The following is a 22,063-nucleotide window of genomic DNA, read 5'->3' as shown; positions in this document are numbered from 1 at the left end:
CAGCGCACCTTCCAGGCCGCCCACCTGACTGACACGATGGGCACCATCCGCACCACCTTCCGAAAGAGGTACGACGACCATGACCGCTGCCGCCTGGCACCCGGACCCCACCGGCCGCCACGAGCTCCGCTACTGGGACGGCGCCCAGTGGACCGACCACGTGTCCGACCAGGGCGTGCAGTCGACCTCGCCGCTCTACCCGCCGACCGACGCCGGGCAGCAGGCCACGAGCAGCACGGACGCCGACGCGTGGGTCGGCTCCTCGGTGGTGGACGCCGAGGCCGAGGCCGGCTCCGCCGACCACGCGGGCTCCGCCGACGCGGCCAACGCGGCGCCGACCGGCACCCCCTCGGTCGCGCCCGACGCGGTGACCGCGTTCGCCCCGCTCTCCTCCCAGTCGACGCCGGCCGACGAGGCGCCGACCGCCCGCCAGCACGCCTCCGAGCCGGCGCCGTTCGAGGCCGAGCAGCCGGTCCAGGCCGAGCAGCCGGTCCAGTCCCAGCCGCCGGCGTGGCAGCCCGCCCAGGAGTCCTTCCAGGCGCAGGCCGCCCCCGCCGTGCCGTCGTACCAGCCCCAGCCGGTCGGCGGCCAGGCGCAGGCCGCGCTGGGCGACGCCTTCGCCGGCATCTCCGGCGAGCTGATCGACGGCCGCTTCGGCGAGGTCGACGGGGCCGGCGCGATGCTGCAGAACAAGAAGCTGCTGCGCGTGCGGATCACCGAGCCGTTCATGGCCAAGCAGGGCTCGATGGTGGCCTACCAGGGCAACGTCAACTTCGCCTACCAGGGCGGCGGCGCGGCCAAGTTCCTCAAGAAGGCGTTCACCGGCGAGGGTCTCTCGCTGATGCGGGTCGAGGGTCAGGGCGACGTCTTCCTGGCCGACCTCGCGCACGACGTCCACATCCTGCACCTCAACAACAGCGGGCTGTCGGTCAACGGCCGCAACGTGCTGGCGTTCTCGGCCTCCCTCGACTGGAACGTCGAGCGGGTCAAGGGCGGCAGCATCGCCGCCGGCGGCCTGTTCAACACCACGCTGCGCGGGACCGGCTGGGTCGCGATCACGACCGAGGGCATGCCGGTCGTCCTCAACGCCGCCGAGGCGCCGACCTTCGCCGACGCCAACGCGCTCGTCGCCTGGTCGGTGCACCTGCAGACGTCGATCCGCTCGACGGTCTCCGCCGGCGCGCTGATCGGGCGTGGCTCCGGCGAGGCCTTCCAGGTCTCGTTCCAGGGTCCCGGGTTCGTCATCGTGCAGCCCTCGGAGGGTCCGCCGATCGCCACGGCCTGAGCCTGTCGCCGACGGCCGGGTGAGCGTGAGATCACGCTCACTCGGCCGTCGTCGTCCTCAGGAACGGCGGCTACTCTCTCCCCATGAACCAGGCCCTCCCTCACTCCGGCGAGAAGGTCCGCGCGCGTCTGGACAACCTCGGTGACCAGATCAGCGAAAAGGTTGCTGACATCAAGCCCCGGCTGCGGGGCTGGATCCACCTCGCCTCCACCCCGCTCGTGCTCGCAGCCGGCATCGTGCTCATCTGCCTGTCCCCCACGGCGGCGACCAAGGTCGGCTCGGCGCTGTACGCCGTCTCGGCGCTGCTGCTGTTCGGCATCTCGGCGCTCTACCACCGCGGCACCTGGTCGCCGAAGGTGTGGACGATCCTCAACCGGTTCGACCACTCGAACATCTTCTTGTTCATCGCCGGGTCCTACACGCCGTTCGCGGTGATCCTGCTCAACGGACCCTCGCGCGTGATCATGCTGTCGGTGGTGTGGACGGGTGCCCTGCTCGGCATCGCGTTCAAGCTGTTCTGGCCGAGCGCGCCGCGCTGGCTGTCGGCGCCGATCTACATCGCGCTCGGGTGGGCGGCGATCTTCTTCATCCCGGCGTTCTTCGAGGGCGCGACCGCGCTCGGCCTCGGCATCGGGATCGCCATCTTCGTGCTGATCGTCGTCGGCGGCGCGCTCTACACGATGGGCGGCCTGGTCTACGGCTTCCAGTGGCCGAACCCGTCGCCGCGCGTGTTCGGCTTCCACGAGATCTTCCACGGCTTCACCATCGCCGCGTTCGCCGCGCACTACGTCGGCGTCTCGCTGGCGACCTACTCGCTGCGCTGAAGCAGTACCAGCACCTCCGCGTGCGGCGTCTGCGGGAACATGTCGAGCAGCCGCCCCCGCACCGGCCGGTACGACGCCAGGTCGGCCAGGTCGCGTGCCAGCGTCTCGGGGTTGCAGCTGGAGTAGAGCACGTGCCGCGCGCCGGAGCCCTCGAGCCGCCGGGCCAGGTCGTGCCCGAGCCCGCGCCGCGGCGGGTTGACGACGACCAGGTCGGCGCCGGCCAGGAGCGCGGCGTGCTCCGGCGCGGTGGCGTCGCCCACCGCGAAGCCGAGGGTGCCGGGCAGGTCCGCCTCGTCGCGGGAGCGCTCCGCGCTCGCGACCGCGTCGGCGCTGATCTCGATGCCGGTGACGGTGCGGCCCGGCGCGGCGAGGTGGAGCGCGAAGCCGCCCACCCCGCAGTAGAGGTCGACCACCCGCTCGGGAGCCAGGTCGCGCACCCACGCGGCCGCCTCGCGGTAGAGCGCGGCCGCGACCGCCGTGTTGGTCTGGAAGAAGCTGCGCGGGCGCAGGTGGAGGGTGACCCCACCCATCCGCATGGGCAGGGTGTCGTCCTCGGTGAGGACCACCTCGCGCTCCCCCTCCAGCACCGCGCGGTGCTCGGGCTGGACGTTGATCGTCACCACCCGGACCGCCGGCAGCCGCTCCCGCAGCCACGGCAGGTGCTTGCGCACCCGCGCCTCGGCCGCCGTCGAGCGCAGCACCAGCCGCACCATCAGCTCACCGTCGGGCGACTCGGTGACGAGGACGTGCTTGAGCTCGCCCCGCTGGGCGACCGGCTGCCCCGACCCCACGTCGTACGGCGTGAGGTCGGCGGCGCTCACCAGCGCGGCCAGCACCGGCAGCGCCGCCACGATCCCCGGCGTGTGGAGGGCGCAGTCGCGCAGGTCGTACCCACGGCTCGGGTCGGCCGGGTCGAGGATGCCGAGCGTGGGCGCCGCCGCGGTGCCCGTGACGACCATCTTGGCCTTGTTCCGGAAGCCCGCCGGCGCACTCGTCACCGGCGGCAGCCAGACCAGGCCGGGCGCATCGACGAGCGCGCGCGTGGCGGCCTCCTTGGCGGCCAGCTGGTCGTCGTACCGCTGCCCGAGCCAGGTGCACGAGCGGCACTCCCCCGCCGAGAAGTGGGCGCAGTCGAGCACGGCGAGACCCATGCCTCCATCGTAGGGGCGCACTGCCGCCCTAGGGTGTGCCCGTGACGTCGTCCTCGTTCGAGAAGGTCCAGCCCGGGCCCGTCCTCGCCACCGTGCGACGCCTCGAGGAGCGGGTCGAGGCCCGCTTCCCCGGCCGCGGCCTGCACCGGGTGGCCGGCGAGCTCGCGGGCCTGGTCGAGACCGTCGCGTCGTCCACGGCGTCGGCGCGCGGACGCCGGTCGTGGCTGCGCCCGCTGTCGCGGTTCGGGATCCTCGCCGTGGTCGTGGTGACCCTGACCGTGATGGTGCTCGCGGTGCGCTCGGCCACGGTCGACGCCCCGGACACCGGCCTGGAGTGGATCCCCCTCCTCGAGAGCGCCGTCAACGACCTCGTCTTCGCGGCGCTGGCGATCTGGTTCCTGTACTCCGTGCCCGAGCGGCTGCAGCGCGAGGGCCTGCTCGAGCTGCTCCACCGCCTGCGCTCGCTGGCCCACATCGTCGACATGCACCAGCTCACCAAGGACCCCGAGCGGCTGCGCTCCTCGTTCAGCCCGACGCCGGCCAGCGCCGACATGGACCTCGACCCCGAGCAGCTCGGCCACTACCTCGACTACTGCTCGGAGCTGCTCAGCCTGGTCGGCAAGGCCGCCGCGCTCTGCGCGGAGGCCTCGCGAGACCCCGTCGTCCTCGACACGGTGAGCACGGTCGAGACGTTGACGGTGTCGCTGGAGCGCAAGATCTGGCAGAAGATCGCGGTGCTCGACCAGATGCGGGCGGCCGCGGCTCCGGAGAGCTAGGCGTCAGCGGCACCAGGCGAGATCGGTCCAGCGGACGAGCGCGCCCCACCGGCTCATGCCGTACCGGGTGTCGGTGCGGGCCTGCACCGACATCGCGTTCTCGAGCGGGACGTAGGCGCTCCACGCGGAGCCGCGGCCCTGCCCGTTGTGGTAGTAGTACGTCGGACCGTTGGGCATCCACGGGCTCCACGGGTTGCGGTAGCTGCGGGCGGTCTTCACGTTGACCTGGAACCTCGCCTGGCTGATGAGCCGCTCGGCGCGGGTCAGGTCGAGGTCGAACCGGACGGTCTTGAAGCCGTTCCCGCTGTTGCGGTAGCGGCACGCCGCGACGCGGACGCCCCGCACGGTCTTGTACAACGTCGTGGTGCCGACGGCCGTGTTGCCGGTGGCGGCGGCCCGCTCGGCGGCGGGCGCCGGCGCGGCGGCGGCCGTGGCAGTGGGTGTGGGCGCACCGGGCACGGTCACGGCGAGACCGGCGGCCGCGGTCAGGGCGACGGCGAGCGTGGCGAAGCGACGGAGCACGGGAACCTCCCTGGTTCGTTGACGACGGTCCGCCACCTGCCCGCCTGGGCGCGGGGCAAACGTCGCGGGCCCCGGTGCGCCCGCTAGGCCCCGAGCAGGCGGACGGCGACGCGCAGGTCCGCGACCAGCGCGTCGTACGCCGCCTGTCGCTCGTCGCGGGCGCGGAGCACCGCCGAGGGGTGGGTGGTGGCCACGGCCCAGGCGGGCGGGTGGGCGAGGTCGAGGTCATCCGGCCACGGAAGCGCCCGGCCGCGGGACTCCCCCACCCGGAACTGCGGTCCGTAGAGCGCCTGTCCGGCCGTGCTGCCGAGGACGACGACCCCACGCGGGCGGACCAGCGCGAGCTCGGCCCGCAGCCAGGGCCGGCAGGCCTCGACGTGGCCCTTGTTCGGCGACTGGTGGATCCGCCGCTTGCCGCGCGTGCCGGACCACCGGAAGTGCTTGACCACGTTGGTGCGGAAGACGTCCGTGGCTGCCAGGTCGGCGTCGGCCAGCGCCTCGTCGAGCACCCGCCCGGCGGGGCCGACGAAGGGCTCGCCCTGCTGGTCCTCCTGGTCGCCGGGCTGCTCGCCGAGCAGCACCAGACCGGCCCGGCGGGCGCCGTCGCCCATCACCCCCTGCGTGGCATCGCGGTAGAGCTCGCAGCCCCGGCACTCCTGGACCGCTGACCGCAGGGTGCGCAGGCTCGGCCGGGCGGGGACCCACTCCTCCGCTCCGGGCCGTCGGGACGCCATGCGGCCGCAGTACCCCGGCTACCGCTGCTGCACACCGAGCGCCCGCTCGACCACCCGCACGGCGTCCGGGTAGCCGCCCGGCTCCGCCCCGATGTACGACAGCCGCAGGTACGGCGCCGACGGCTCCGCCGGGAACCACTCGTCGCCCCCGGCGACCCACACCCCGTCGGCGGCGCAGTCGCGGACGAGCCGCTCGACGTCGGTGCCGCCGGGCAGGCGCGCCCAGAGGTGCAGCCCGCCCGGCGGGACGACGTCCACCGCGACCGAGGGAGCGTGCTCGCGCAGGCTCTCGACCAGCAGGTCGCGGCGGGCGCGCAGCTGGGTGCGGAGGCGGCGCAGGTGGGTGCGCCAGCCGGGGTCGCTGACGACCTCGAGGGCCGCCTGCTGGAGCAGGCCGCTGACGTACATCGACTCGGCGGCGCGGTCGTTGAGGATCCGGTCGCGGGCGGGGCCGCGGGCGATGACGGCGGCGACCCGGAGGGCCGGCGAGACGCTCTTGGTCAGCGAGCGCAGGTAGACGACGTGACCGGCGTCGTCGTGCGCGGCGACCGGGCGCGGGGTGGTGTCGATGCCGAAGTCGTGGGCCCAGTCGTCGTCGACGAGGAAGGCGCCGTGGGCGCGGACGACGGCGAGGATCTCGTCGGCGCGCTCGACGCTCCACTGGGCGCCCGTCGGGTTGGCGTAGTTGGGCTGCGCGTAGAAGGCCCGCGCCCCGGTCTCGCGGAAGGACCGGTCGACCTCGGCCGGGTCGGGGCCGGCGCCGTCGTCGGCGACGGGCACCGGGACCAGCTCGACGCCGGCCTGCCGTGCCGCCTGGATGGCCCCCCAGTACGTCGGGGACTCGACGAGCAGCGGCTGGCCGGGGGCGACCAGGGCCCGGAAGATCGACGAGAGCGCGCTCTGGCTGCCCGGCGCGATGACGACGTCCGCGGGGGTGACGGCGCCGAGGTGGGCGGGGGTGGCGTCGGCGAGCTCGGTCGCGAACCACGCGCGCAGCTCCGGTACGCCGGCCGCCGGCGGGCGCCCGGTCGCGGCGGCACCGCGCGCGGCCCGGCCGAGGGCGGTGCGGACGAGGCGCTCGGGCAGCAGCTCGGGCCCGGGATAGCCGGCGTGCAGGACCTGCGCGTCGGGCGGTGCGGTGAGGAGCGGCCCGGCGATCCGCGGGAGCACGGCGCGCGGGGTGCGCAGCGCGGCGGTCTGCCAGCCGAAGTCGGGCCCGCGAGCGGGCCGCACGGTCCGGACGAAGGTCCCCACGCCGGGCCGGCTCTCCACGAGACCCTCGGCGCCGAGCCGGCGCAGCGCCTTCTGCACCGTCACCGGGCTCGCGCCGTGCGCCTGGACGAGGGCCCGCGTCGAGGGCAGCTGGGCGCCGGCGGGCGCGTCCCGGATCCAGGAGCGCAGCGCGGCGACGATCCGAGCACTGCTATCGTCGTTCATGTCAGTAGACAGTAGCGCTATCGCCTCCCGTCGGCACCTGCTATCGACGCTCCCCGCCGGTCTCGGCTGGGGCCTGCTCGGGGTGCTCGCGTTCTCGTTCACCGTGCCCGTCACCCGGGTCGCCCTGCGCGACCTCGACCCGCTCCTCATCGGCGCCGGCCGCGCGGTCGTCGCCGCCGCGCTCGCCGCGGCCGCGCTCGCCCTGACCCGCCAGCGCCTCCCCCGTGGCGCCCAGTGGGGGCGGCTGGCCGTCGTCGGCGCGGGCGTGGTCGCGGGCTTCCCCCTGCTCACGTCGTACGCGCTGACGGAGGTGGCGGCCAGCCACGGCGCCGTCGTCATCGCCGTGCTGCCGGCCGCGACCGCGGTCATCGCGGTCCTGCGCACCCGGGAGCGCCCCGTCCCCGCCTTCTGGCTGTACGCCGGGCTCGGCGCGAGCGCCGCCGTCGGGTTCGCCGTCGCCCAGGGCGGCGGCCCGGCGCACCTCCAGCGCGCCGACCTGCTGCTGTTCGCCGGCGTCGTCGCCTGCGCGACCGGCTATGCCGAGGGCGGCCTGCTCGCCCGCGAGCTCGGCTCCTGGCAGACCATCTCGTGGGCGCTGGTGCTGGCGGCGCCGGTGATGACCGTGCTGGCCGGCGCGAGCGTCGTCCGGCACCCGCCGTCGGCGGGGCCGGGGACGTGGCTGTGCTTCGGCTACCTGGCCGTGGTCAGCATGTTCCTCGGCTTCTTCGCCTGGTACCGCGGGCTCGCGCTCGGGCCGATGGCGCAGGTCAGCCAGGTCCAGCTCGTCCAGCCGGTGCTGAGCATCGCCTGGGCGGGCCTGGTCCTCGGCGAGGCGATCACCTCGCTCACCGTCGCCGGCGGGCTCGCGGTGATCGCCTGCGCCGGGGCGGCTACTTCTTCCCGCGGGCGTAGAGGCCGCGCACGACCTTCGTGAGCTGCTTCTCCTCCTTGGCCGTGCGACGGAACGTCGTCAGCGCGATCGCCGGCTTGAACCGCTGCCGGGCGATGGCGTGGGGGTAGGTGAACTCGCGCAGGCCGTCGGGGCCGTGGATCCGGCCGAAGCCCGAGTCGCCCACGCCGCCGAACGGCAGGGTCGGGATGCCCGCGAACGAGATGACGCCGTTGATGGCGGTCATCCCGGCGCGCAGCCGATCGGCGATCTCCATGCCGTGCTCCTGGGAGAAGACCGTGGAGCCCAGCGCGTAGCGGGTGCCGTTGGCCCGCTCGACGGCCTCGTCCATGTCCTTGACCCGGGTGACGGTGACGGTCGGACCGAACGTCTCCTCCTGCACCGCCGAGGAGTCCTCGGGGACGTCGACCAGCACGGTCGGCTGCACGAAGCGGGCCCCCTCGGGCACCGGTCCGCCCACCAGCGCGCGGCCGCCGCGGGCCAGGGCGTCGTCGACGTGGCGCCGGATGATGTCGACCTGGGACGGCATGGTGATCGGGCCGACCTGCCCGCCCGGCTTGGCCTCCAGGTCCTTGGCCTGGCGGACCAGGTGGTCGAGGAACTCGTCGTACACGCGCTCGTGGACGTAGACCCGCTCGACGCCGGCGCAGGTCTGGCCGGCGTTGGCGGCGGCGCCCCACAGCGCGGCCTCGGCGGCCTCGGCGACGTCCGCGTCGTCGGCGACGATGAGCGCGTCCTTGCCGCCGGCCTCGATCACGACGGGAGTGAGCGTCTCGGCGCAGGCGGCCATCACCCGCTTGCCGGTGGCGGTGGAGCCGGTGAAGGCGACCTTGTCGACGCCGGCCGCGGTGAGCGCGGCGCCGGTCTCGCCGTACCCGGTGACGACCTGGAAGACCGGGCGGCCGACGGCCTCCTGGAAGGTGCGCGCGAGCCACTCGCCGACGCCGGGGGTGTACTCCGAGGGTTTGAAGACCACCGTGTTCCCGGCCGCGAGCGCGTAGGCGATGGAGCCCATCGGGGTGAAGACCGGGTAGTTCCAGGGGCCGATCACACCGACGACGCCCAGCGGGCGGTACTCGACGCTCGCGGCCTGGTTGACCATGAGCAGGCCCGGCGCGACGCTGCGGCGCTTGAGCACCTTCTCGGCATGGCCGGCGGCCCAGGAGAGGTGGTCGACGGCGAGCGCGGTCTCGAGGAGCGCGTCGCCGGTGGGCTTGCCGGTCTCGCGGGCCATGAGCGCGGCGAGCTCGTCCATGCGGCGGGCGATGAGCTTGCGCCAGCGCACGAGCGCGCGCTTGCGGCCGTCGTACCCGAGGGCCTGCCAGTGCGGGGCCTCGGCGCGGGCCCGGTCGACGGCGGCCTGGACGGCGGTCGCGTCGTGGATCGGGTGGGTGCCGACCACGGCGCCGGTGGCCGGGTCGAGCGAGGTGAAGGTCTGCGCGGCGGGAGCGGCCGGCGCGGCGTCGGTGCTGGTCACCCCTCGAACTTACTCGCCGGTCACCTCCAGCGGAATGGGCCGACGAACAAGATGACGAGCACCACGTGGGCGCCCACCACGACGGCGGCGATCGCGACGGCCGCCACCGGCCGGCGCCGGGCGACCCACTCGGCGGCCTGGTAGGCCAGCGTGATGAGCGCGAGCACGACCGTGACGTGGAGCAGGACCGCCAGCGCGATGCCGGTGACCGCGCCCGCGATCGCGAACCGGCCCCAGGTCAGCCCCAGCAGCAGCGGGACGACGACCGCGCCGGCCAGCCCGCCGACGAGCTCGGCCGCGAACGGCCGGTCCCCCATCCACGGCACGACGTCGACGACGTCGAGCAGGTCGAGCGTCGCCAGCACCCCGAGCACGGCGACGACGACCAGGCTCGCGGCGGCCGTCGCGCGGTAGCGCAGGTGCCGCGCGGACGACCACGCCGTCGAGCCGGACCAGATCGTGCCGAGCGTGACCGCCGACCAGACCAGCCAGCTGCGCACCGGACCGGTGTCGGTGTCGCGCATCGCCGCCCGGAACACCCGGTCGGCCGCCACCCGGTCGAGCACGTGCCCGTCGACCGACAGGTACGTCGGTGGCTCGTGCCGGCCGTGCACGAGCCCGTCGTGGAGCAGCGCGGGCGGCAGGTGCCGCCCGGTCCGCGGCACCAGCCAGGTGAAGATCGTCGGCACGGACGTCAGGTCGGTCTCGAACGTGGCCGGGTCGGCGGGGACCAGCAGGTCGCCGTACTCACGGTCGCGGTAGGCGATCCGGTGCAGCATCCGGAAGCTCTCGGTGCGCCGGTGCACGTCGCCGGACTCGACCCGCTCCAGCACGATGCGCGGCGGGTCGGCGGAGCCCTCGTCGTGGAACCGCTCGGGCTCCGGCGTGAGTGCCGCCCACGGGCTCATCGGCACTCGCCCTGGCCCAATCGGACCAGCCCGTTGAGGTCGCCGCTCGCGAAGTCGAGCAGCCCGCTGCCGTCGGGGTGCATCAGCTCGTGGTCGGAGTCGACGTGGTCGAGGCCGACGAGGTGGCCGAGCTCGTGGAGGAGGATCGCGCGCTGGAAGCCCTCGCCGTTGCGGCGGTCCTCCAGGTCGTCGAACGAGTCGGCGTCGAGGGTGACCCCGCCGGTGACGTACCAGCGCCACTCGGTCCCCGGGCCGGACTGGGCCGTGGCCCCGCCGACGCCCGCGACGTCACCGGCCAGGTCGTCGACCTCGTCGTCGGTCGCCCACGCGATCAGCACGGGCTCGGGGCGCCCGAACCGGGCGCCGCCGGTGTCGGGACGGCGGTCGGTGGTGCCGTCGTACACGAACCGGAGACCGGTGATGCCGGCGACCTCGTCGACGCCCTCGCGGACGAAGTCGACCGCGTCGTCGTCGCTGCCGGGCGCCTGGTCGGGGTTGATCTCGTAGTGGACCTCGCGGCACGGGTCCCAGGTGACGGGCTCGTCCTTGCTCCCGCGCTGGTGCTGGAGGAAGGCGTAGGTGCCGCCCTTCCCGACCTCCGCGGGATCACCGAGCCGGTCGCCGCCGAGCCCGACCAGGCGGCGCAGCGAGTCGAGCTCGCTGCCCGGGCCGATGAGCAGGACGACGAAGAAGAGCGCCGCGCTCAGCAGGAGGACGGCGCCGGAGCGCCACCGCTCGCTCACCCGATCGCCGCGGGATCGGTGACCGGGCGCTCGCACACGAAGCCACGGCACACGTACGCCGCGGCGAGGCCGTCGACCGCCGTCCGGCCGGCGAGGAGGGGGATGGCGTCGCTCGGGCCGTCGGCTGCGACCACGACGGCGCCGGGCAGCGCCAGCGCCCGCCGCTCGAGGGCGTCCCGGGCCGGCCCGGCCGGTCCGACGACAGCGACCTCGAGCGGCCCGTCGAGCATCGTCGTCGCCGCGGCGAGCGACCACCCGGCGAACCGCGGCGCCTTGTCGGCGAGCACCGCCACGGTGGCGATCGCCCGCTCGGCGGCGTCGCGGTAGCGGCCCTCGCCGGTCAGTGCGTGCGCCTCGACCAGCGCGTGCACGAGCGCGCTGAACCCGCTCGGCGAGGCGTTGTCGCCGGGGTCGCGGGGCCGGGTCACCAGCGCCTCCGCGTCGTCGCGGGTGTCGTAGAAGCCCCCGTCGGGCGCGGCGAAGCCCTCCAGCGCGCTGTCGATCAAAGCCGTCGCGTGGTGCAGCCAGCGCGCGTCGGCTGTGGCCTGGGCGAGCGCCAGGAAGCCCGACGCCACGCAGCCGTAGTCCTCCAGGACGCCCGCGTGCGCCCCCGCGACGCCGTCGCGCGAGACCCGGAGCAGCCGGCCGCCGTCGCGCAGGTGGAGTCGGACGAGCAGCTCACCGACTGCCTCCGCTGCCTCCTGGAGGTCGGGGCGACCGAGCCGGCGCGCGGCGTCGAGCAGCCCGCTGATCGCCAGGCCGTTCCAGGCCGCCACGACCTTGTCGTCGCGGGCCGGACGGGGGCGCTGCTCGCGGGCCTCACGCAGGAGCGTGCGGACCTTCGCGAGCCGTGCGATCTCGGCGGGATCGTCGGGGAAGTGGCGCAGCTGGAGGGTCGACATGCCGTGCTCGAAGGTGCCCTCGTCGGTCACCTGGAAGAGCTCGGCCGCCCACGCGCCGTCGTCCGGGCCGAGGACGTCGACCAGCTGGGCCGGCGTCCACGCGTAGAACAGGCCCTCCTCGGCGTGCCCGCCCGGCTCGGCCGGGCTGTCGGCGTCGAGCGCCGACGCGAACCCGCCCTCGTCGGTGCGCAGCTCGCGGAGCAGGAAGTCCGCCGTCTCGGCCGCGATCCGGTCACCCTGCTCGGTGCCGAGCCGCGCGTAGAGACCCAGCAGCTGGGCGTTGTCGTAGAGCATCTTCTCGAAGTGCGGCACCACCCAGGCGCGGTCGACCGCGTAGCGCGCGAACCCGCCGCCCACCTGGTCGTACATGCCGCTCCCGGCCATCGCCGCGACCGTCCGCGCCAGCATGTGCCGGGCTTCCTGGTGCGCCTGGCGCGCTTGTCCGGCGTAGCGACGGAGGAACTCGAGGACCATCGTCGGCGGGAACTTGGGCGCGTTCCCGAACCCGCCGGCCTGCGCGTCGTACTCCTGGGCGAGGGTGGCGACCGCCCCGTCGATCCGCTCCCCCGTCAGCGCGTACGCCGGCAGCGCGGCCTCGTTGCGCAGGTGCGCCGCCACCTTGCCCGCCGTCGCCCGCACGTCGTCCCCCTTGGTGACCCAGGCATCGCTCAACGCCCGCAGCACCTGCGTGAACGACGGCGACCCGTGCCGCGGCTGGTCCGGCAGATACGTCGCCGCGAAGAACGGCGCCCCCTCGTGGTCCATCACCACCGTCATCGGCCACCCACCCTGACCGGTCATCGCCGTCGTCGCCTGCATGTACACCGCATCGACGTCCGGCCGCTCCTCACGGTCGACCTTGATGCTCACGTAGTGCTCGTTGAGGTACGCCGCCGTGGCGTCGTCCTCGAAGGACTCGTGGGCCATCACGTGGCACCAGTGGCAGGCGGCGTACCCGACCGACAGGAGGATCGGGACGTTGCGGCGGCGGGCCTCGGCGAAGGCGTCCGGGCCCCACTCCCACCAGGCGACGGGGTTGTCGGCGTGCTGGAGGAGGTACGGACTGGTCGCGTGCTTCAGCCGGTTCACGAGAACCAGTCTCTCCTGTCACGGAAGAAGTGCGGGACGCCGACCGGGGCGAGCGCTCAGGCGTCGTCGTCCGGTCCGCGCAGCCGGCGTCGAGGGGCGGCCCTGAGGTGGGCACGTTCTCCTTGCTTCCCCACCAGGCTGAGGAATTCCACGGGTCCCGCACTCGTGGCGCCGAACCAGTGCGGGGTGCGCGTGTCGAACTCGGCAGCCTCACCCGGACCGAGGACGAGGTCGTGCTCCCCCAGCACGAGGCGCAGCCGCCCGCTGAGGACGAAGGCCCAGTCGTAGCCCTCGTGCGTGCGCAGGTCGGGCTCGTCGTCGTCGCGGCCCGCGGGCAGGACGAACTTGTAGGCCTGGATCCCGCCCGGACGCCGGCTCAGCGGCAGGATCGTGCTGCCGTCCTTGGTCGGGAGCGGCTTCAGGTTGACGCGCGGATCACCCGTCTCCGGCGCATCGACGAGCTCGTCCAGGGTCACCCCGTAGGCGCGTGCGAGCGGCAGGAGCTGCTCGAGCGTCGGACGCCGGAGTCCGGACTCGAGACGCGACAGGGTGCTGATCGAGACTCCCGTCTCGTCGGCGAGCTCGTTCAGCGTCAGGTCACGTCGCTGGCGCAGCTCCTTGAGGCGGGGACCGACGGCGTCCAGCGTCCGGGAGGTGTCGTCCATGCCCACCAGTTTGCCATTCGGCAAAGATCTTTGCGAATAGGCCATCCCTGACGCCACTCTCGGAGTGCGGCCGGCCGTGGCCGCACTCACCGCTAGAGGAGGAACTGATGGGTCACGCCTTCGACCAGCAGTACTGGGACGACATCTGGTCCGGAGAACGCGCGGGGGCGATGGGCTCGAGCGACCCGAACCCCCATCTCCGACGCGAGGTCGCCGCGCTGCGACCGGGCTCGGCGCTCGATGCGGGCTGCGGCGCGGGCGCCGAGGCCATCTGGCTCGCCTCGGCGGGCTGGACGGTCACCGCGGCCGACATCGCCGCCGAGGCGCTGGCGCTCGGCGAGCTGCGCGCCGAGGCCGCCGGGCTGGCCGGGAAGGTGCACTGGGTGCGGGCCGACCTGGCGGCCTGGGAGCCAGACCTCCGCTACGACCTCGTCACCACCCACTACGCGCACCCCGCGATGCCGCAGCTCGAGTTCTACCGCCGCATCTCGAGCTGGGTCGCCCCGGGCGGGACGCTCCTGGTCGTCGGGCACGCGCACGACCACCACCACGAGGACGACCAGCCGCCCGCGGAGGCATCAGCCACCGCGGCAGCGATCACCGCGCTGCTCGACCCCGACGTGTGGAAGGTCGAGACCGCCGTGGAGCTCGACCGGACGACCCGCGGACCACGAGGCCGCACGGCGAGCCTCCACGACGTCATCGTCCGGGCGGCCCGGAAGGAAGAGCTGTGACCACGCAACCCGGAGCCGCGGCCGAGGAGGAGTCGGTCATCGACGACCCGCGGCGGCGCCGCGCCATCCTGATCGCGGTCTGCATCGCGCTCATGGCCGTCATCGCGTCGGTCACCGGACTCAACGTCGCGCAGCCCGAGCTCGCCGTCGAGTTCGACGCCTCGCAGAGCACCGTGCTCTGGTTCATCAACCTCTACACGATCAGTCTGGCCGCGTTCCTCCTGCCGTTCGGAGCGCTCGGCGACCGGCTCGGGCGCAAGCCCGTCCTCCTCGTCGGCCTCGCCCTCTTCGGGGCCGCCAATGTCGCGGCCGGCGTCGCCGGCTCGTCGGAGGTGATGCTCGTCGCCCGGCTCGCCGCCGGGATCGGCGCGGCGATGATCATGCCCGTCACCCTCGCCGTGATCACCTCGACCTTCCCGCCGGAGGAGCGGTCGAAGGGCATCGGCGCGTGGACGGCCGTCGCCGGTGGCGGCGGCATCCTAGGGATGTACCTGTCCGCGCTCCTGGTCGACGTCGCGAGCTGGCGCTGGCTCTTCGTCCTCCCCGTGGCGCTGGTCCTCGTTGCCGTCGTCGTCATCGTGCGCGCCGTCCCCGACTCGCGCGAGCACACCGAGCACCGTTTCGACGTCGTCGGCTCGATCCTCTCGGTGCTGGCCGTGGTCGGCCTGATCTACGCCCTCCACGAAGGCCCCGTGCACGGCTGGTCCGAACCCACGACCGTCCTCGGACTGGTCGGGGGCATCCTTGCCGCGCTCGCCTTCGTCGGCTGGGAGCGACGTCAGCCGGCGCCGCTGCTCGACGTCCGCCTGTTCGGCAGACGTGGACTGTCCAGCGGATCGATCACCCTGCTCGTGGTCTTCGGCGTGCAGGCCGGCATCTTCGTGGTGCTCTTCCCGTTCCTGCAGGCCGTCCTCGGCTGGTCGGCGCTGCGGGCCACGCTGGCGATGATGCCGATGGCTCTGCTGATGATGCTCGCCTCCGGACTCGCACCCCGGGCGTCCACCCGCATCGGCGCCCGGTCGACGATGGCCGCCGGCGTCCTCCTCGGCGGAGTCGGCCTCATCCTGATGGCCACCCTGGTCTCGCGGGAGGACGGCTACCTCTCCGTCCTGCCCGGGATGCTCGCCATGGGACTGGGCATGGGCCTGTCGATGACGCCGTCGACCGAGGCCATCACGGGCTCGCTGCCCCGCGAGCGCCAGGGCGTCGCGTCCGCGCTCAACGACGTCACTCGCGAGCTCGGCACCGCCCTCGGCGTCGCCGTGCTCGGCGCCCTGTTGTCGGCCGGGTACCGGAACGCGATCGACGGCCGGCTCAGCGGCCTGCCCGACGACCTCGCGGACACCGCCCGCGAAGGGGTCGCGAACGCGATCGCCGCGGCCGACGGAGCCGGATCCCGGTCCGACCTGCTCGTCCGGGCTGCCCAGGACTCCTTCGTCGAGGGCTGGCAGCACGCCATGTGGGTCGGCGCCGCGGTGATGGGCGTCCTGCTCGTCCACGTGCTCACCCGCGGCCCCGAGCAGTCCTGAGGAGCGGCCGGCGGCGCGGGACGGGCTCAGTCCCGCGCGGTCGACGGCGCCCGGTGGTTGCGGTAGTCCAGGTCGGCGTACTCCGGGTGGCGCACGATGAACGCGTGCACGAACGGGCACACCGGCAGCACCAGCCGCCCGCTCCCCCGTACGTCGTCCAGCGCCGCGCGGATCAGGTGCGAGCCGACGCCGGCACCCTCGAGCTCGCTGTCGACCTCGGTGTGGGTGAAGACGATCAGGTCCTTGGCCTCCTGGTACGCCGCGAAGCCGAGCACCTTGTCGCCGTCCCGGATCTCGTAGCGGCTCGCGTCCCGCTCGTTCGTCACCGACAGCTCGTCGTGGTTCACCGTGCTCATCCCTGGTCCTCCGTCCGGCGGCCACCGAAGTGCCAACGGTGCACCTCGACCGCATCGTACCGATGCCCGGCGAGCACCTCCCGCGCCGCGTCGACCCCCGCAGCCCGCACCAGCACGGCGGTCCCGAGCCAGGCCTCGCCGTCGTCGGAGAGCAGGGCGCCGCACCCGATCAGGTCACCGGAGTCCGGTACGACGGGCTCCGGCCCGGGCGCGGGTCCCCACCCGATCGCGAGGTAGCGATCGTCCCCGTCACGCCCTCCGGCGAAGTCCCACATCGTGCGCCCGAGGTCGTTGCGGAAGCGGCGCACGAGCACGTCGCGATAGGCACCCGCCTGGTACGACGGCTCCTCGAAGGCGAAGCGCCACGCGGCCGCCGGGTCGGGCAGGCCGAGGACGTGGACGCTGCCGGTGAGCACCTCGCCGGACTCGTCGAAGGTGGGACCCCGAGCGATCATCGTCTCGGCGAACCCGTCCATGTAGGACCAGTGCTCCTCGACCAGCGCGCGGCGCAGGTCGCCCGAGCCGGGACGGTCACGGTGGTAGACGAGGAAGTCCATGGCTCAGTTCTACCGGGTCTCCACCGGCTGCCGGCCGGCGTTCGTCGACCGCCGGCCCCCGGCCGCCACGATCAGCGCCCCGACCACCGCGGCTCGCGCCGCTCGAAGAAGGCCGTGACCCCCTCGGCGACGTCCGCCGTCGCCAGCAGCCGCTCGTGCGCGGCGTGGCTGGCGGCCCAGCTCGCGGTCTCGTCGCCGTTGATCTCGTCGTGGGCCAGCGCCAGGGCCTCCCGTACGGCGAGGGGCGCGTTGCCGCTGATCGTGGCGGCCAGGCCCAGGGCGACGTCGAAGGTCGCGCCCGGCTCGACGAGGCGGTTGACGAAACCGAGGCGCTCGGCGCGCTCGGCGTCGATGGGCTCGCCGGTGAGGAGCATCTCGCGGGCGACGTTGGCCGGGAGCACGCGGGGCGCGCGGAAGACGCCGCCGAAGTCGGGCATCAGGCCGCGCTTGACCTCGGGGAAGCCGAAGGTCGCCGTCCGGGAGGCGACGACGAGGTCGCACGCCAGCACGAGCTCCAGGCCACCGCCGAGCGCGTAGCCCTCGACGGCCGCGATGAGCGGCTTGGGTCGCGCCCGCGACATGATCCCGGCGATCCCGCCGCGCTCGGTCGGCTCGCCAGGGCCTTCGGCGAGGTCCGCACCGGCGGAGAAGACCGACGGCCCGCCGGTCAGGACGCCGCACCAGAGCGAGTCGTCGTCCTCGAGGAGGTTGAGGGCCTCGTCGAGGCCCTGGGTGACGGCGCCGTTGATGGCGTTGCGCTTGGCGGGCCGGTCGAGCCCGATCACGAGGGTCCGGTCGACGCGGATGGTCTGGACGGCCGGGGCACCGGTGCTGTCGCTCATACGGGACAATCTAGGGATGACCATGGAGATGTTCGTCCACGACGAGATCCCGTCGGCCGAGGTCGACCGTCGCGAGAAGGTCCTCTCCTCGCTCACCGACTCCGTGCGCGACCTCGTCGACGCGACGATCCGCAGCACGGTCGCCGACGACGAGCTGGTCGCCGTGCGCGACGAGGTCGACGCGCTCGTCGCCCGCCTGCGCGTGGCCCAGCTGCCCGGTCCGGCCGGGGTGCGGTTCAACTCCGAGGGCCGCTCCTGGAACTGGGGCAACGCGGTCGTCGGCCGGGGCAATGCGATCGCCCCGCCGGTGCTGAACGTGCACGACGACGACAACGCGACCGCCTACGCCGAGGTGACGCTCGGCGCGGCGTACGAAGGTCCGCCGGGGATGGTCCACGGCGGCGTCTCCGCACTGCTGCTCGACCAGATCATGGGCGAGACCGCGAGCGGCTTCAAGCGGCTCACGATGACCGGCACGCTCACCCTGCGCTACTGCCGACCGCTGCCGCTCGGACCGGTCCGGCTCGACGCGCGCATCGCCGACGAGAACGGCCGCAAGATCACCGTCGCGGCGACCATCGGCGTGCCCGGCGAGGAGGCGGCCGTCGAGGCCACCGGGCTGTTCCTGATCCCGAGCTGGGCGCCGATCGACGAGACCGAGCAGGGCTGGTCGCGCTCGGCCGAGGGCTAGGGGCGGTCGACGAGGTCGGCCAGTCGCGGCGGGGCCTGCAGGCAGTAGGAGTCGGTGAGCAGCTCACCGAGCTCGACCCAGTCGGTGTCGTCGTCGATGAGCATCCCGACGACGTTGCCGCCCCACTCGGCCCGGAAGTACGGCGCGCCGAGGTGCTGGAACGCCATCACCTCGTCGGGCTCGGCGCGGAACACGATCCGGAACAGCTGGTCCTCGCCGCCGAACACGTGGGCCACGGTCGAGGTCGTCCCGGCCACCCGCCAGCGCACGCCCACCCAGGCGTCCTCCTCGGCGCACTCGGGCAGGCGCGCGAAGATCGCGCGGAGCCGGGCGAGGTAGTCGCCGGGGACGTCGGGACGGGTCTTTCGGGCCACGACCCGAATCTCCCACACGACACCGACAGGCCGCCGGGCGAGCACTGTCCCCGCTCGCGCCTAGCGTGCCGGACATGAACCGCACCGACCGTCTCTACGCGCTGGTCGAGGAGCTGCGCGCCGCCGGCCCCCGCGGGCGGACGGCGAGCCAGCTCGCCGCCCACTTCGAGGTCAGCGTCCGCACGGTCGAGCGCGACCTCAGCGCGCTGGGCCAGGCCGGCGTCCCGCTCGCCACCAAGCAGGGCCGCACCGGCGGCTACAGCCTCGACCCGTCGATGACGCTGCCGCCGCTCAACTTCACCCCGCGCGAGGCGACCGCGCTCGCGATGGCGCTGAGCAGCAGCGCGCACGTCCTCTTCGCCCGCGACGCCCGCTCGGCCCTGCAGAAGATCGTCGCCGCGATGCCGCCGGCCGCGCTGGCCGAGGCGCGCACGGCCGCGGCCAAGGTGCGGCTCGTCGTCGCCGTCGGGGCGGCGCCCGACGCCGCGGTCGCCGAGACCATCTGGCAGGCCGTGCGGCGCAACCAGGTGCTCCGGATCGGGTACGTCGACGTCGACGGGGCCGAGTCGGAGCGCGAGGTCGAGCCGCAGCACGTCGTCGTCGGGCCGCGGGGGTCGTACCTCACCGCCTGGTGCCGGCTGCGCGAGGACGACCGGGTGTTCCGGATGGACCGGATCACCCGGGCCGAGCGGACCCCCGCGCTCCCCCGCGGCCCGCGGCGGCCGATCGAGCCCGAGATCCCCGGTCAGCTCATCGCCCGGCCCGAGACGGCGCTGCGGCCGGAGAAGATTCTTGCGATGTCCGCGGAAACACCGACATAGGGCTGTCGCGAACCGCTGGGAGCGTGGTCGTCATCGCCCACCGACTCCCAGGAGGAAGCACCATGACCACCACGCCCGCACCCACCCCACCGGCTCCCGGCACCGTCGCCTGGTTCGAGATCGCCACCGACGACCCGGGTGCCGCCGAGAAGTTCTACGGCGGCCTGTTCGACTGGTCCTTCGCGGCCGACGAGGCCTCCCAGGCCGGCGGCCTCGACTACCGCCTGGTCACTGCGCCCGGCGGTGCCGGCGCCCCCTCCGGCGGCATCTTCGGCACCGGTGGACAGCTGCCGGGCCACGCGGTGTTCTCGATCCTCGTCGCCGACGTGGCCGCCACGTGCGCCGCCGCCACCGACCTGGGCGGGACCGTGCTCAGCCAGCACCTCGACGTCGGGCTCGGCGTCCCGACGTTCGCCTACCTGCGCGACCCGGCCGGCAACCAGTTCAGCGTCTTCTCCCCGCCGGCCCGATGAGCCCCGGGCACGGCGAAGGGGCCCGACCGGTAGGTCGGGCCCCTCCTGGCCACGGCTCACGCCGGGGCTACACGGCGTGGCCGGTCCCGGACGTTCGGTCCGGGTGGCTCAGCGCGTCGTTCGTCCTCGCAGGTGCGCGGGCGCTCGGGTCGCTCAGCCGAGGTCGACGATGGCGGCGACCGGGCCGCCACCCTCGGGACCCTGGTGCGCGGCCGAGACCGACACGAAGACGGCCGGGTCGCCGGTCACGGCAGCGGTGACGCCACCGACGCACGACTTGATCTGGCGGTGCCAGTGCACGTCGGAGTCGTCGAGCATGGCGTTGCGGCGGCCGCGGACCTCACCGTTCTGCGAGGCCTCGCACTTGAGGAAGACGTTGACCAGGCGACCGTCGAGGTCCGCGGTGCGCGGGCGCTCGGGGAGGTCGAGGCCGGCGTTCTTGATGGCCTCCCAGATGCCGTCCTGGTCGAGCGCGTCGTTCATCACCGAGTGGCCGATGCGGTAGCGGCCGCCGACGCCGGTGGCGTTGCCGACCACGACGATCTGGGCCACGTCGAGCTCGACACCCGACGAGCACGAGGCGACCGACGAGAAGAGGTCGCGGTTGTTCATGACGTCGGCGTCGGTCGGCATCTCGATCTCGCCGAGCGCGACGGCGATGCCGAGGCCGGTGACGCCGTTCGACAGGTCCATCGACTCGTGGGTGTGCTCGGTCCAGACCTCCTTGCCGCGGCTGTGCGCGTCGCGGATGGTGTGGATGGTGAGCAGCGGGGTCTTGGTCTGCACGTAGTGGACGTCGGCGGGGTCGGTGATGCCGGCCCGCTCCATGGCGACCTTCACGCCGGCGGCGACCTTCTCGATCATCGCGACGTACCCGATCTCCTCGGGCAGGATCGGCTCGCTCATCGCGAAGCCGACGGTGAGGCGCTGCTCGTTGCGGCTCGGGTCGTCCTCGGGGACGTCGACCGTGGCGAAGATGGTGGCGTGGGGGCTGATCACGCCGTCGGTGCCGCCGGACCACACGATCGGGACGCCCTTGACCTGCTCCTCCGGAGCGCCCTTCGCGACGAGCACCTCGCGGAAGGCGCGGTCGGCGATGATCCGGGTGTAGTCGTTGACACCGCCGTTGCCCTCGGTCTTGCCGATGATCGCAATGACGCGGTCGGCGGCGAAGACGCCGTCGTCGATGAGCTTGGCCAGCTCGGAGGCGTCCGCGACGGAGTGGATCGGGACCTTGCGGACCTCGATGGCAGAAGGCATGTCAGGCGTCCTTTCGGTTGGGAGTGACGATCGTTCCGGCCTTGCCGGAGGCGGCAGCGACGATGCTGCTGAGATCGGTGATGACGCCGAGGCGGCCGGACCGCTCGACGAAGCGGCAGATGGCGTCGACCTTCGGCCCCATCGAGCCTCCGGCGAAGTGCCCGGCCGCTGCGTACGAACGCATCTGGTCCAGGGAGACCTCGCCGATGTCCTCGGCCTCCGGCGTGCCGAAGCCGAGGATCGCGTGCGCCACGTCGGTGGCGATCACGAGCATGTCGACCTCGACGGCGCGCGCGAGGAGCGCCGCGCCGAGGTCCTTGTCGATGACCGCCTCGACGCCCGCGAGCGTGCCGTCGGGACGACGGACGGTGGGGATGCCACCGCCGCCGTTGGCGATCACGACGAAGCCAGCGTCGACGAGGGCGACGGCAGCGGGCGCGTCGAGGACCTCGAGCGGCTCGGGCGAGGCGACCATCCGCCGCCACCCGCGCTCGCCGCGGTCCTCCCACGTCTCGCCGTGGTCGATCATCGTCTGCGCCTCGTCGGCGGACAGGTAGCGGCCGACCGGCTTGCTCGGCTTCGCGAAGGCGGGGTCGTCGGCGTCGACGCGGGTCCGCGTGACCAGCGCCGCGGTGGGACGCGCGATGCCTCGCGCGGCGAGGGCCGCGTCGAGGGCGTTCATCAGGATGTCGCCGAGGGTGCCCTGGGTCTGGGCACCGCACCAGTCGAGCGGAACGGGAGGTACGACGGGGGCAGCGAGCTCGTTCTTCACGAGCAGGTTGCCCACCTGGGGACCGTTGCCGTGGGTGATCAGGACCTCGACGCCTTCGGCGACGAGGTCCGCGACCGCCTCCATGGCCTCGGTCGCGGCAGCGATCTGGTCCTCCGGACGGGCACTGCCGTCCGGGGACGTCATCGCGTTGCCGCCGAGGGCGAGCAGGATTCTCATGACAGCGAACCTAGTGAGCCGGGTCACCCGCATTCATCGTGAGGATCAGCCAAC

Annotated in this window: 24 protein-coding genes; 9 read left to right on the top strand and 15 right to left on the bottom strand. The window is 73.7% G+C overall.

What is annotated here, in order from left to right:
* Positions 1 to 79 precede the first annotated feature (79 nt).
* A complete protein-coding gene (locus BM223_RS29985; RefSeq protein ID WP_038677506.1) occupies positions 80 to 1,285 on the top strand; it encodes an AIM24 family protein in 1,206 nt (401 codons plus the stop codon).
* Between the two features lie 83 nt (positions 1,286 to 1,368).
* Positions 1,369 to 2,109 carry a PAQR family membrane homeostasis protein TrhA gene (trhA, locus tag BM223_RS26740; RefSeq protein ID WP_082003576.1) on the top strand — a complete coding sequence of 247 codons (741 nt, stop codon included), beginning with the start codon at positions 1,369 to 1,371 and terminating at the stop codon, positions 2,107 to 2,109.
* On the opposite strand, the gene rlmC is transcribed toward trhA, so the two are convergent.
* Positions 2,094 to 3,260: a 23S rRNA (uracil(747)-C(5))-methyltransferase RlmC gene (gene rlmC / locus BM223_RS26735; protein WP_038677505.1), complete on the bottom strand. Its 1,167-nt coding sequence runs from the start codon at positions 3,258 to 3,260 to the stop codon at positions 2,094 to 2,096. The genes trhA and rlmC overlap by 16 nt on opposite strands.
* A gap of 41 nt (positions 3,261 to 3,301) precedes the next feature.
* Between rlmC and BM223_RS26730 the strand changes: the two genes are divergently transcribed.
* Complete coding sequence (locus BM223_RS26730) at positions 3,302 to 4,036, top strand: hypothetical protein (protein ID WP_052138340.1); 735 nt, start codon at positions 3,302 to 3,304, stop codon at positions 4,034 to 4,036.
* A gap of 3 nt (positions 4,037 to 4,039) precedes the next feature.
* On the opposite strand, the gene BM223_RS26725 is transcribed toward BM223_RS26730, so the two are convergent.
* The 3 genes from BM223_RS26725 to BM223_RS26715 all read right to left on the bottom strand — a co-directional run bounded on the left by BM223_RS26725 (position 4,040) and on the right by BM223_RS26715 (position 6,729).
* A complete protein-coding gene (locus BM223_RS26725) occupies positions 4,040 to 4,558 on the bottom strand; it encodes a hypothetical protein (protein ID WP_038677504.1) in 519 nt (172 codons plus the stop codon).
* Positions 4,559 to 4,641: 83 nt separating this feature from the next.
* A complete protein-coding gene (locus BM223_RS26720; protein ID WP_038677503.1) occupies positions 4,642 to 5,292 on the bottom strand; it encodes a UdgX family uracil-DNA binding protein in 651 nt (216 codons plus the stop codon).
* Positions 5,293 to 5,310: 18 nt separating this feature from the next.
* Positions 5,311 to 6,729, bottom strand: coding sequence for an aminotransferase-like domain-containing protein (locus tag BM223_RS26715; protein WP_038677502.1), 1,419 nt, complete (start codon positions 6,727 to 6,729; stop codon positions 5,311 to 5,313).
* On the opposite strand from BM223_RS26715, the gene BM223_RS26710 reads away from it, so the two are divergent.
* Complete coding sequence (locus BM223_RS26710; protein WP_038677501.1) at positions 6,728 to 7,663, top strand: DMT family transporter; 936 nt, start codon at positions 6,728 to 6,730, stop codon at positions 7,661 to 7,663. The two genes, BM223_RS26715 and BM223_RS26710, sit on opposite strands and share 2 nt — an antisense overlap.
* On the opposite strand, the gene BM223_RS26705 is transcribed toward BM223_RS26710, so the two are convergent.
* The 5 genes from BM223_RS26705 to BM223_RS26685 are packed head-to-tail and all read right to left on the bottom strand — an operon-like array spanning position 7,620 to position 13,423.
* Positions 7,620 to 9,116 (bottom strand): aldehyde dehydrogenase family protein, encoded by a 1,497-nt coding sequence (locus tag BM223_RS26705; protein WP_038677500.1) that lies wholly within the window; start codon positions 9,114 to 9,116, stop codon positions 7,620 to 7,622. The genes BM223_RS26710 and BM223_RS26705 overlap by 44 nt on opposite strands.
* A gap of 20 nt (positions 9,117 to 9,136) precedes the next feature.
* The gene (locus tag BM223_RS26700; RefSeq protein WP_038677499.1) at positions 9,137 to 10,024 is read right to left on the bottom strand and encodes a DUF1353 domain-containing protein; all 888 of its coding nucleotides are present in this window, start codon (positions 10,022 to 10,024) and stop codon (positions 9,137 to 9,139) included.
* Complete coding sequence (locus BM223_RS26695; protein WP_052138339.1) at positions 10,021 to 10,767, bottom strand: matrixin family metalloprotease; 747 nt, start codon at positions 10,765 to 10,767, stop codon at positions 10,021 to 10,023. Before BM223_RS26695 ends, BM223_RS26700 begins: the two co-directional genes overlap by 4 nt.
* Positions 10,764 to 12,758 carry a thioredoxin domain-containing protein gene (locus BM223_RS26690; RefSeq protein ID WP_038677498.1) on the bottom strand — a complete coding sequence of 665 codons (1,995 nt, stop codon included), beginning with the start codon at positions 12,756 to 12,758 and terminating at the stop codon, positions 10,764 to 10,766. Before BM223_RS26690 ends, BM223_RS26695 begins: the two co-directional genes overlap by 4 nt.
* 56 nt (positions 12,759 to 12,814) lie before the next feature.
* The gene (locus BM223_RS26685; protein ID WP_038677497.1) at positions 12,815 to 13,423 is read right to left on the bottom strand and encodes a helix-turn-helix domain-containing protein; all 609 of its coding nucleotides are present in this window, start codon (positions 13,421 to 13,423) and stop codon (positions 12,815 to 12,817) included.
* A gap of 107 nt (positions 13,424 to 13,530) precedes the next feature.
* Here BM223_RS26685 and BM223_RS26680 point away from each other — a divergent pair, with 107 nt between their 5' ends.
* Positions 13,531 to 14,157, top strand: a complete 627-nt coding sequence (locus tag BM223_RS26680; RefSeq protein WP_038677496.1) for an SAM-dependent methyltransferase — start codon at positions 13,531 to 13,533, stop codon at positions 14,155 to 14,157.
* The gene (locus BM223_RS26675) at positions 14,154 to 15,686 is read left to right on the top strand and encodes an MFS transporter (protein WP_038677495.1); all 1,533 of its coding nucleotides are present in this window, start codon (positions 14,154 to 14,156) and stop codon (positions 15,684 to 15,686) included. Before BM223_RS26680 ends, BM223_RS26675 begins: the two co-directional genes overlap by 4 nt.
* 26 nt (positions 15,687 to 15,712) lie before the next feature.
* Here the strand turns inward: BM223_RS26675 and BM223_RS26670 are convergent, their stop codons facing one another.
* From BM223_RS26670 to BM223_RS26660, 3 genes are all read right to left on the bottom strand, one after another.
* Positions 15,713 to 16,042 (bottom strand): GNAT family N-acetyltransferase, encoded by a 330-nt coding sequence (locus BM223_RS26670; RefSeq protein ID WP_038677494.1) that lies wholly within the window; start codon positions 16,040 to 16,042, stop codon positions 15,713 to 15,715.
* Positions 16,039 to 16,599, bottom strand: a complete 561-nt coding sequence (locus BM223_RS26665) for a YciI family protein (RefSeq protein ID WP_038677493.1) — start codon at positions 16,597 to 16,599, stop codon at positions 16,039 to 16,041. Before BM223_RS26665 ends, BM223_RS26670 begins: the two co-directional genes overlap by 4 nt.
* A 71-nt stretch (positions 16,600 to 16,670) precedes the next feature.
* The gene (locus BM223_RS26660; RefSeq protein ID WP_038677492.1) at positions 16,671 to 17,441 is read right to left on the bottom strand and encodes an enoyl-CoA hydratase-related protein; all 771 of its coding nucleotides are present in this window, start codon (positions 17,439 to 17,441) and stop codon (positions 16,671 to 16,673) included.
* A gap of 16 nt (positions 17,442 to 17,457) precedes the next feature.
* Between BM223_RS26660 and BM223_RS26655 the strand changes: the two genes are divergently transcribed.
* Positions 17,458 to 18,132, top strand: coding sequence for a PaaI family thioesterase (locus BM223_RS26655; RefSeq protein WP_235319189.1), 675 nt, complete (start codon positions 17,458 to 17,460; stop codon positions 18,130 to 18,132).
* Here BM223_RS26655 and BM223_RS26650 read toward each other — a convergent pair.
* Positions 18,129 to 18,506: an MmcQ/YjbR family DNA-binding protein gene (locus tag BM223_RS26650; RefSeq protein ID WP_038677491.1), complete on the bottom strand. Its 378-nt coding sequence runs from the start codon at positions 18,504 to 18,506 to the stop codon at positions 18,129 to 18,131. The genes BM223_RS26655 and BM223_RS26650 overlap by 4 nt on opposite strands.
* Before the next feature lie 74 nt (positions 18,507 to 18,580).
* Between BM223_RS26650 and BM223_RS26645 the strand changes: the two genes are divergently transcribed.
* Together BM223_RS26645 and BM223_RS26640 are read left to right on the top strand one after the other, a co-directional pair.
* Positions 18,581 to 19,327, top strand: a complete 747-nt coding sequence (locus BM223_RS26645; RefSeq protein ID WP_075018781.1) for a helix-turn-helix transcriptional regulator — start codon at positions 18,581 to 18,583, stop codon at positions 19,325 to 19,327.
* A gap of 62 nt (positions 19,328 to 19,389) precedes the next feature.
* The gene (locus tag BM223_RS26640) at positions 19,390 to 19,800 is read left to right on the top strand and encodes a VOC family protein (RefSeq protein ID WP_038677490.1); all 411 of its coding nucleotides are present in this window, start codon (positions 19,390 to 19,392) and stop codon (positions 19,798 to 19,800) included.
* 153 nt (positions 19,801 to 19,953) lie between these two features.
* Here the strand turns inward: BM223_RS26640 and bar are convergent, their stop codons facing one another.
* Both bar and BM223_RS26630 read right to left on the bottom strand, forming a co-directional pair.
* Positions 19,954 to 21,060 (bottom strand): barbiturase, encoded by a 1,107-nt coding sequence (bar, locus tag BM223_RS26635; protein ID WP_038677489.1) that lies wholly within the window; start codon positions 21,058 to 21,060, stop codon positions 19,954 to 19,956.
* A gap of 1 nt (position 21,061) precedes the next feature.
* Positions 21,062 to 22,009, bottom strand: coding sequence for a carbamate kinase (locus BM223_RS26630; protein ID WP_038677488.1), 948 nt, complete (start codon positions 22,007 to 22,009; stop codon positions 21,062 to 21,064).
* Positions 22,010 to 22,063: the final 54 nt, after the last annotated feature.

Origin of the sequence: Pimelobacter simplex (genome assembly GCF_900114845.1) — a bacterium.
GTDB lineage: Bacteria > Actinomycetota > Actinomycetes > Propionibacteriales > Nocardioidaceae > Nocardioides > Nocardioides simplex.
The sequence above is the reverse complement of the archived record's forward strand: the minus strand, read 5'-3'. Positions and strand labels throughout refer to the sequence as shown.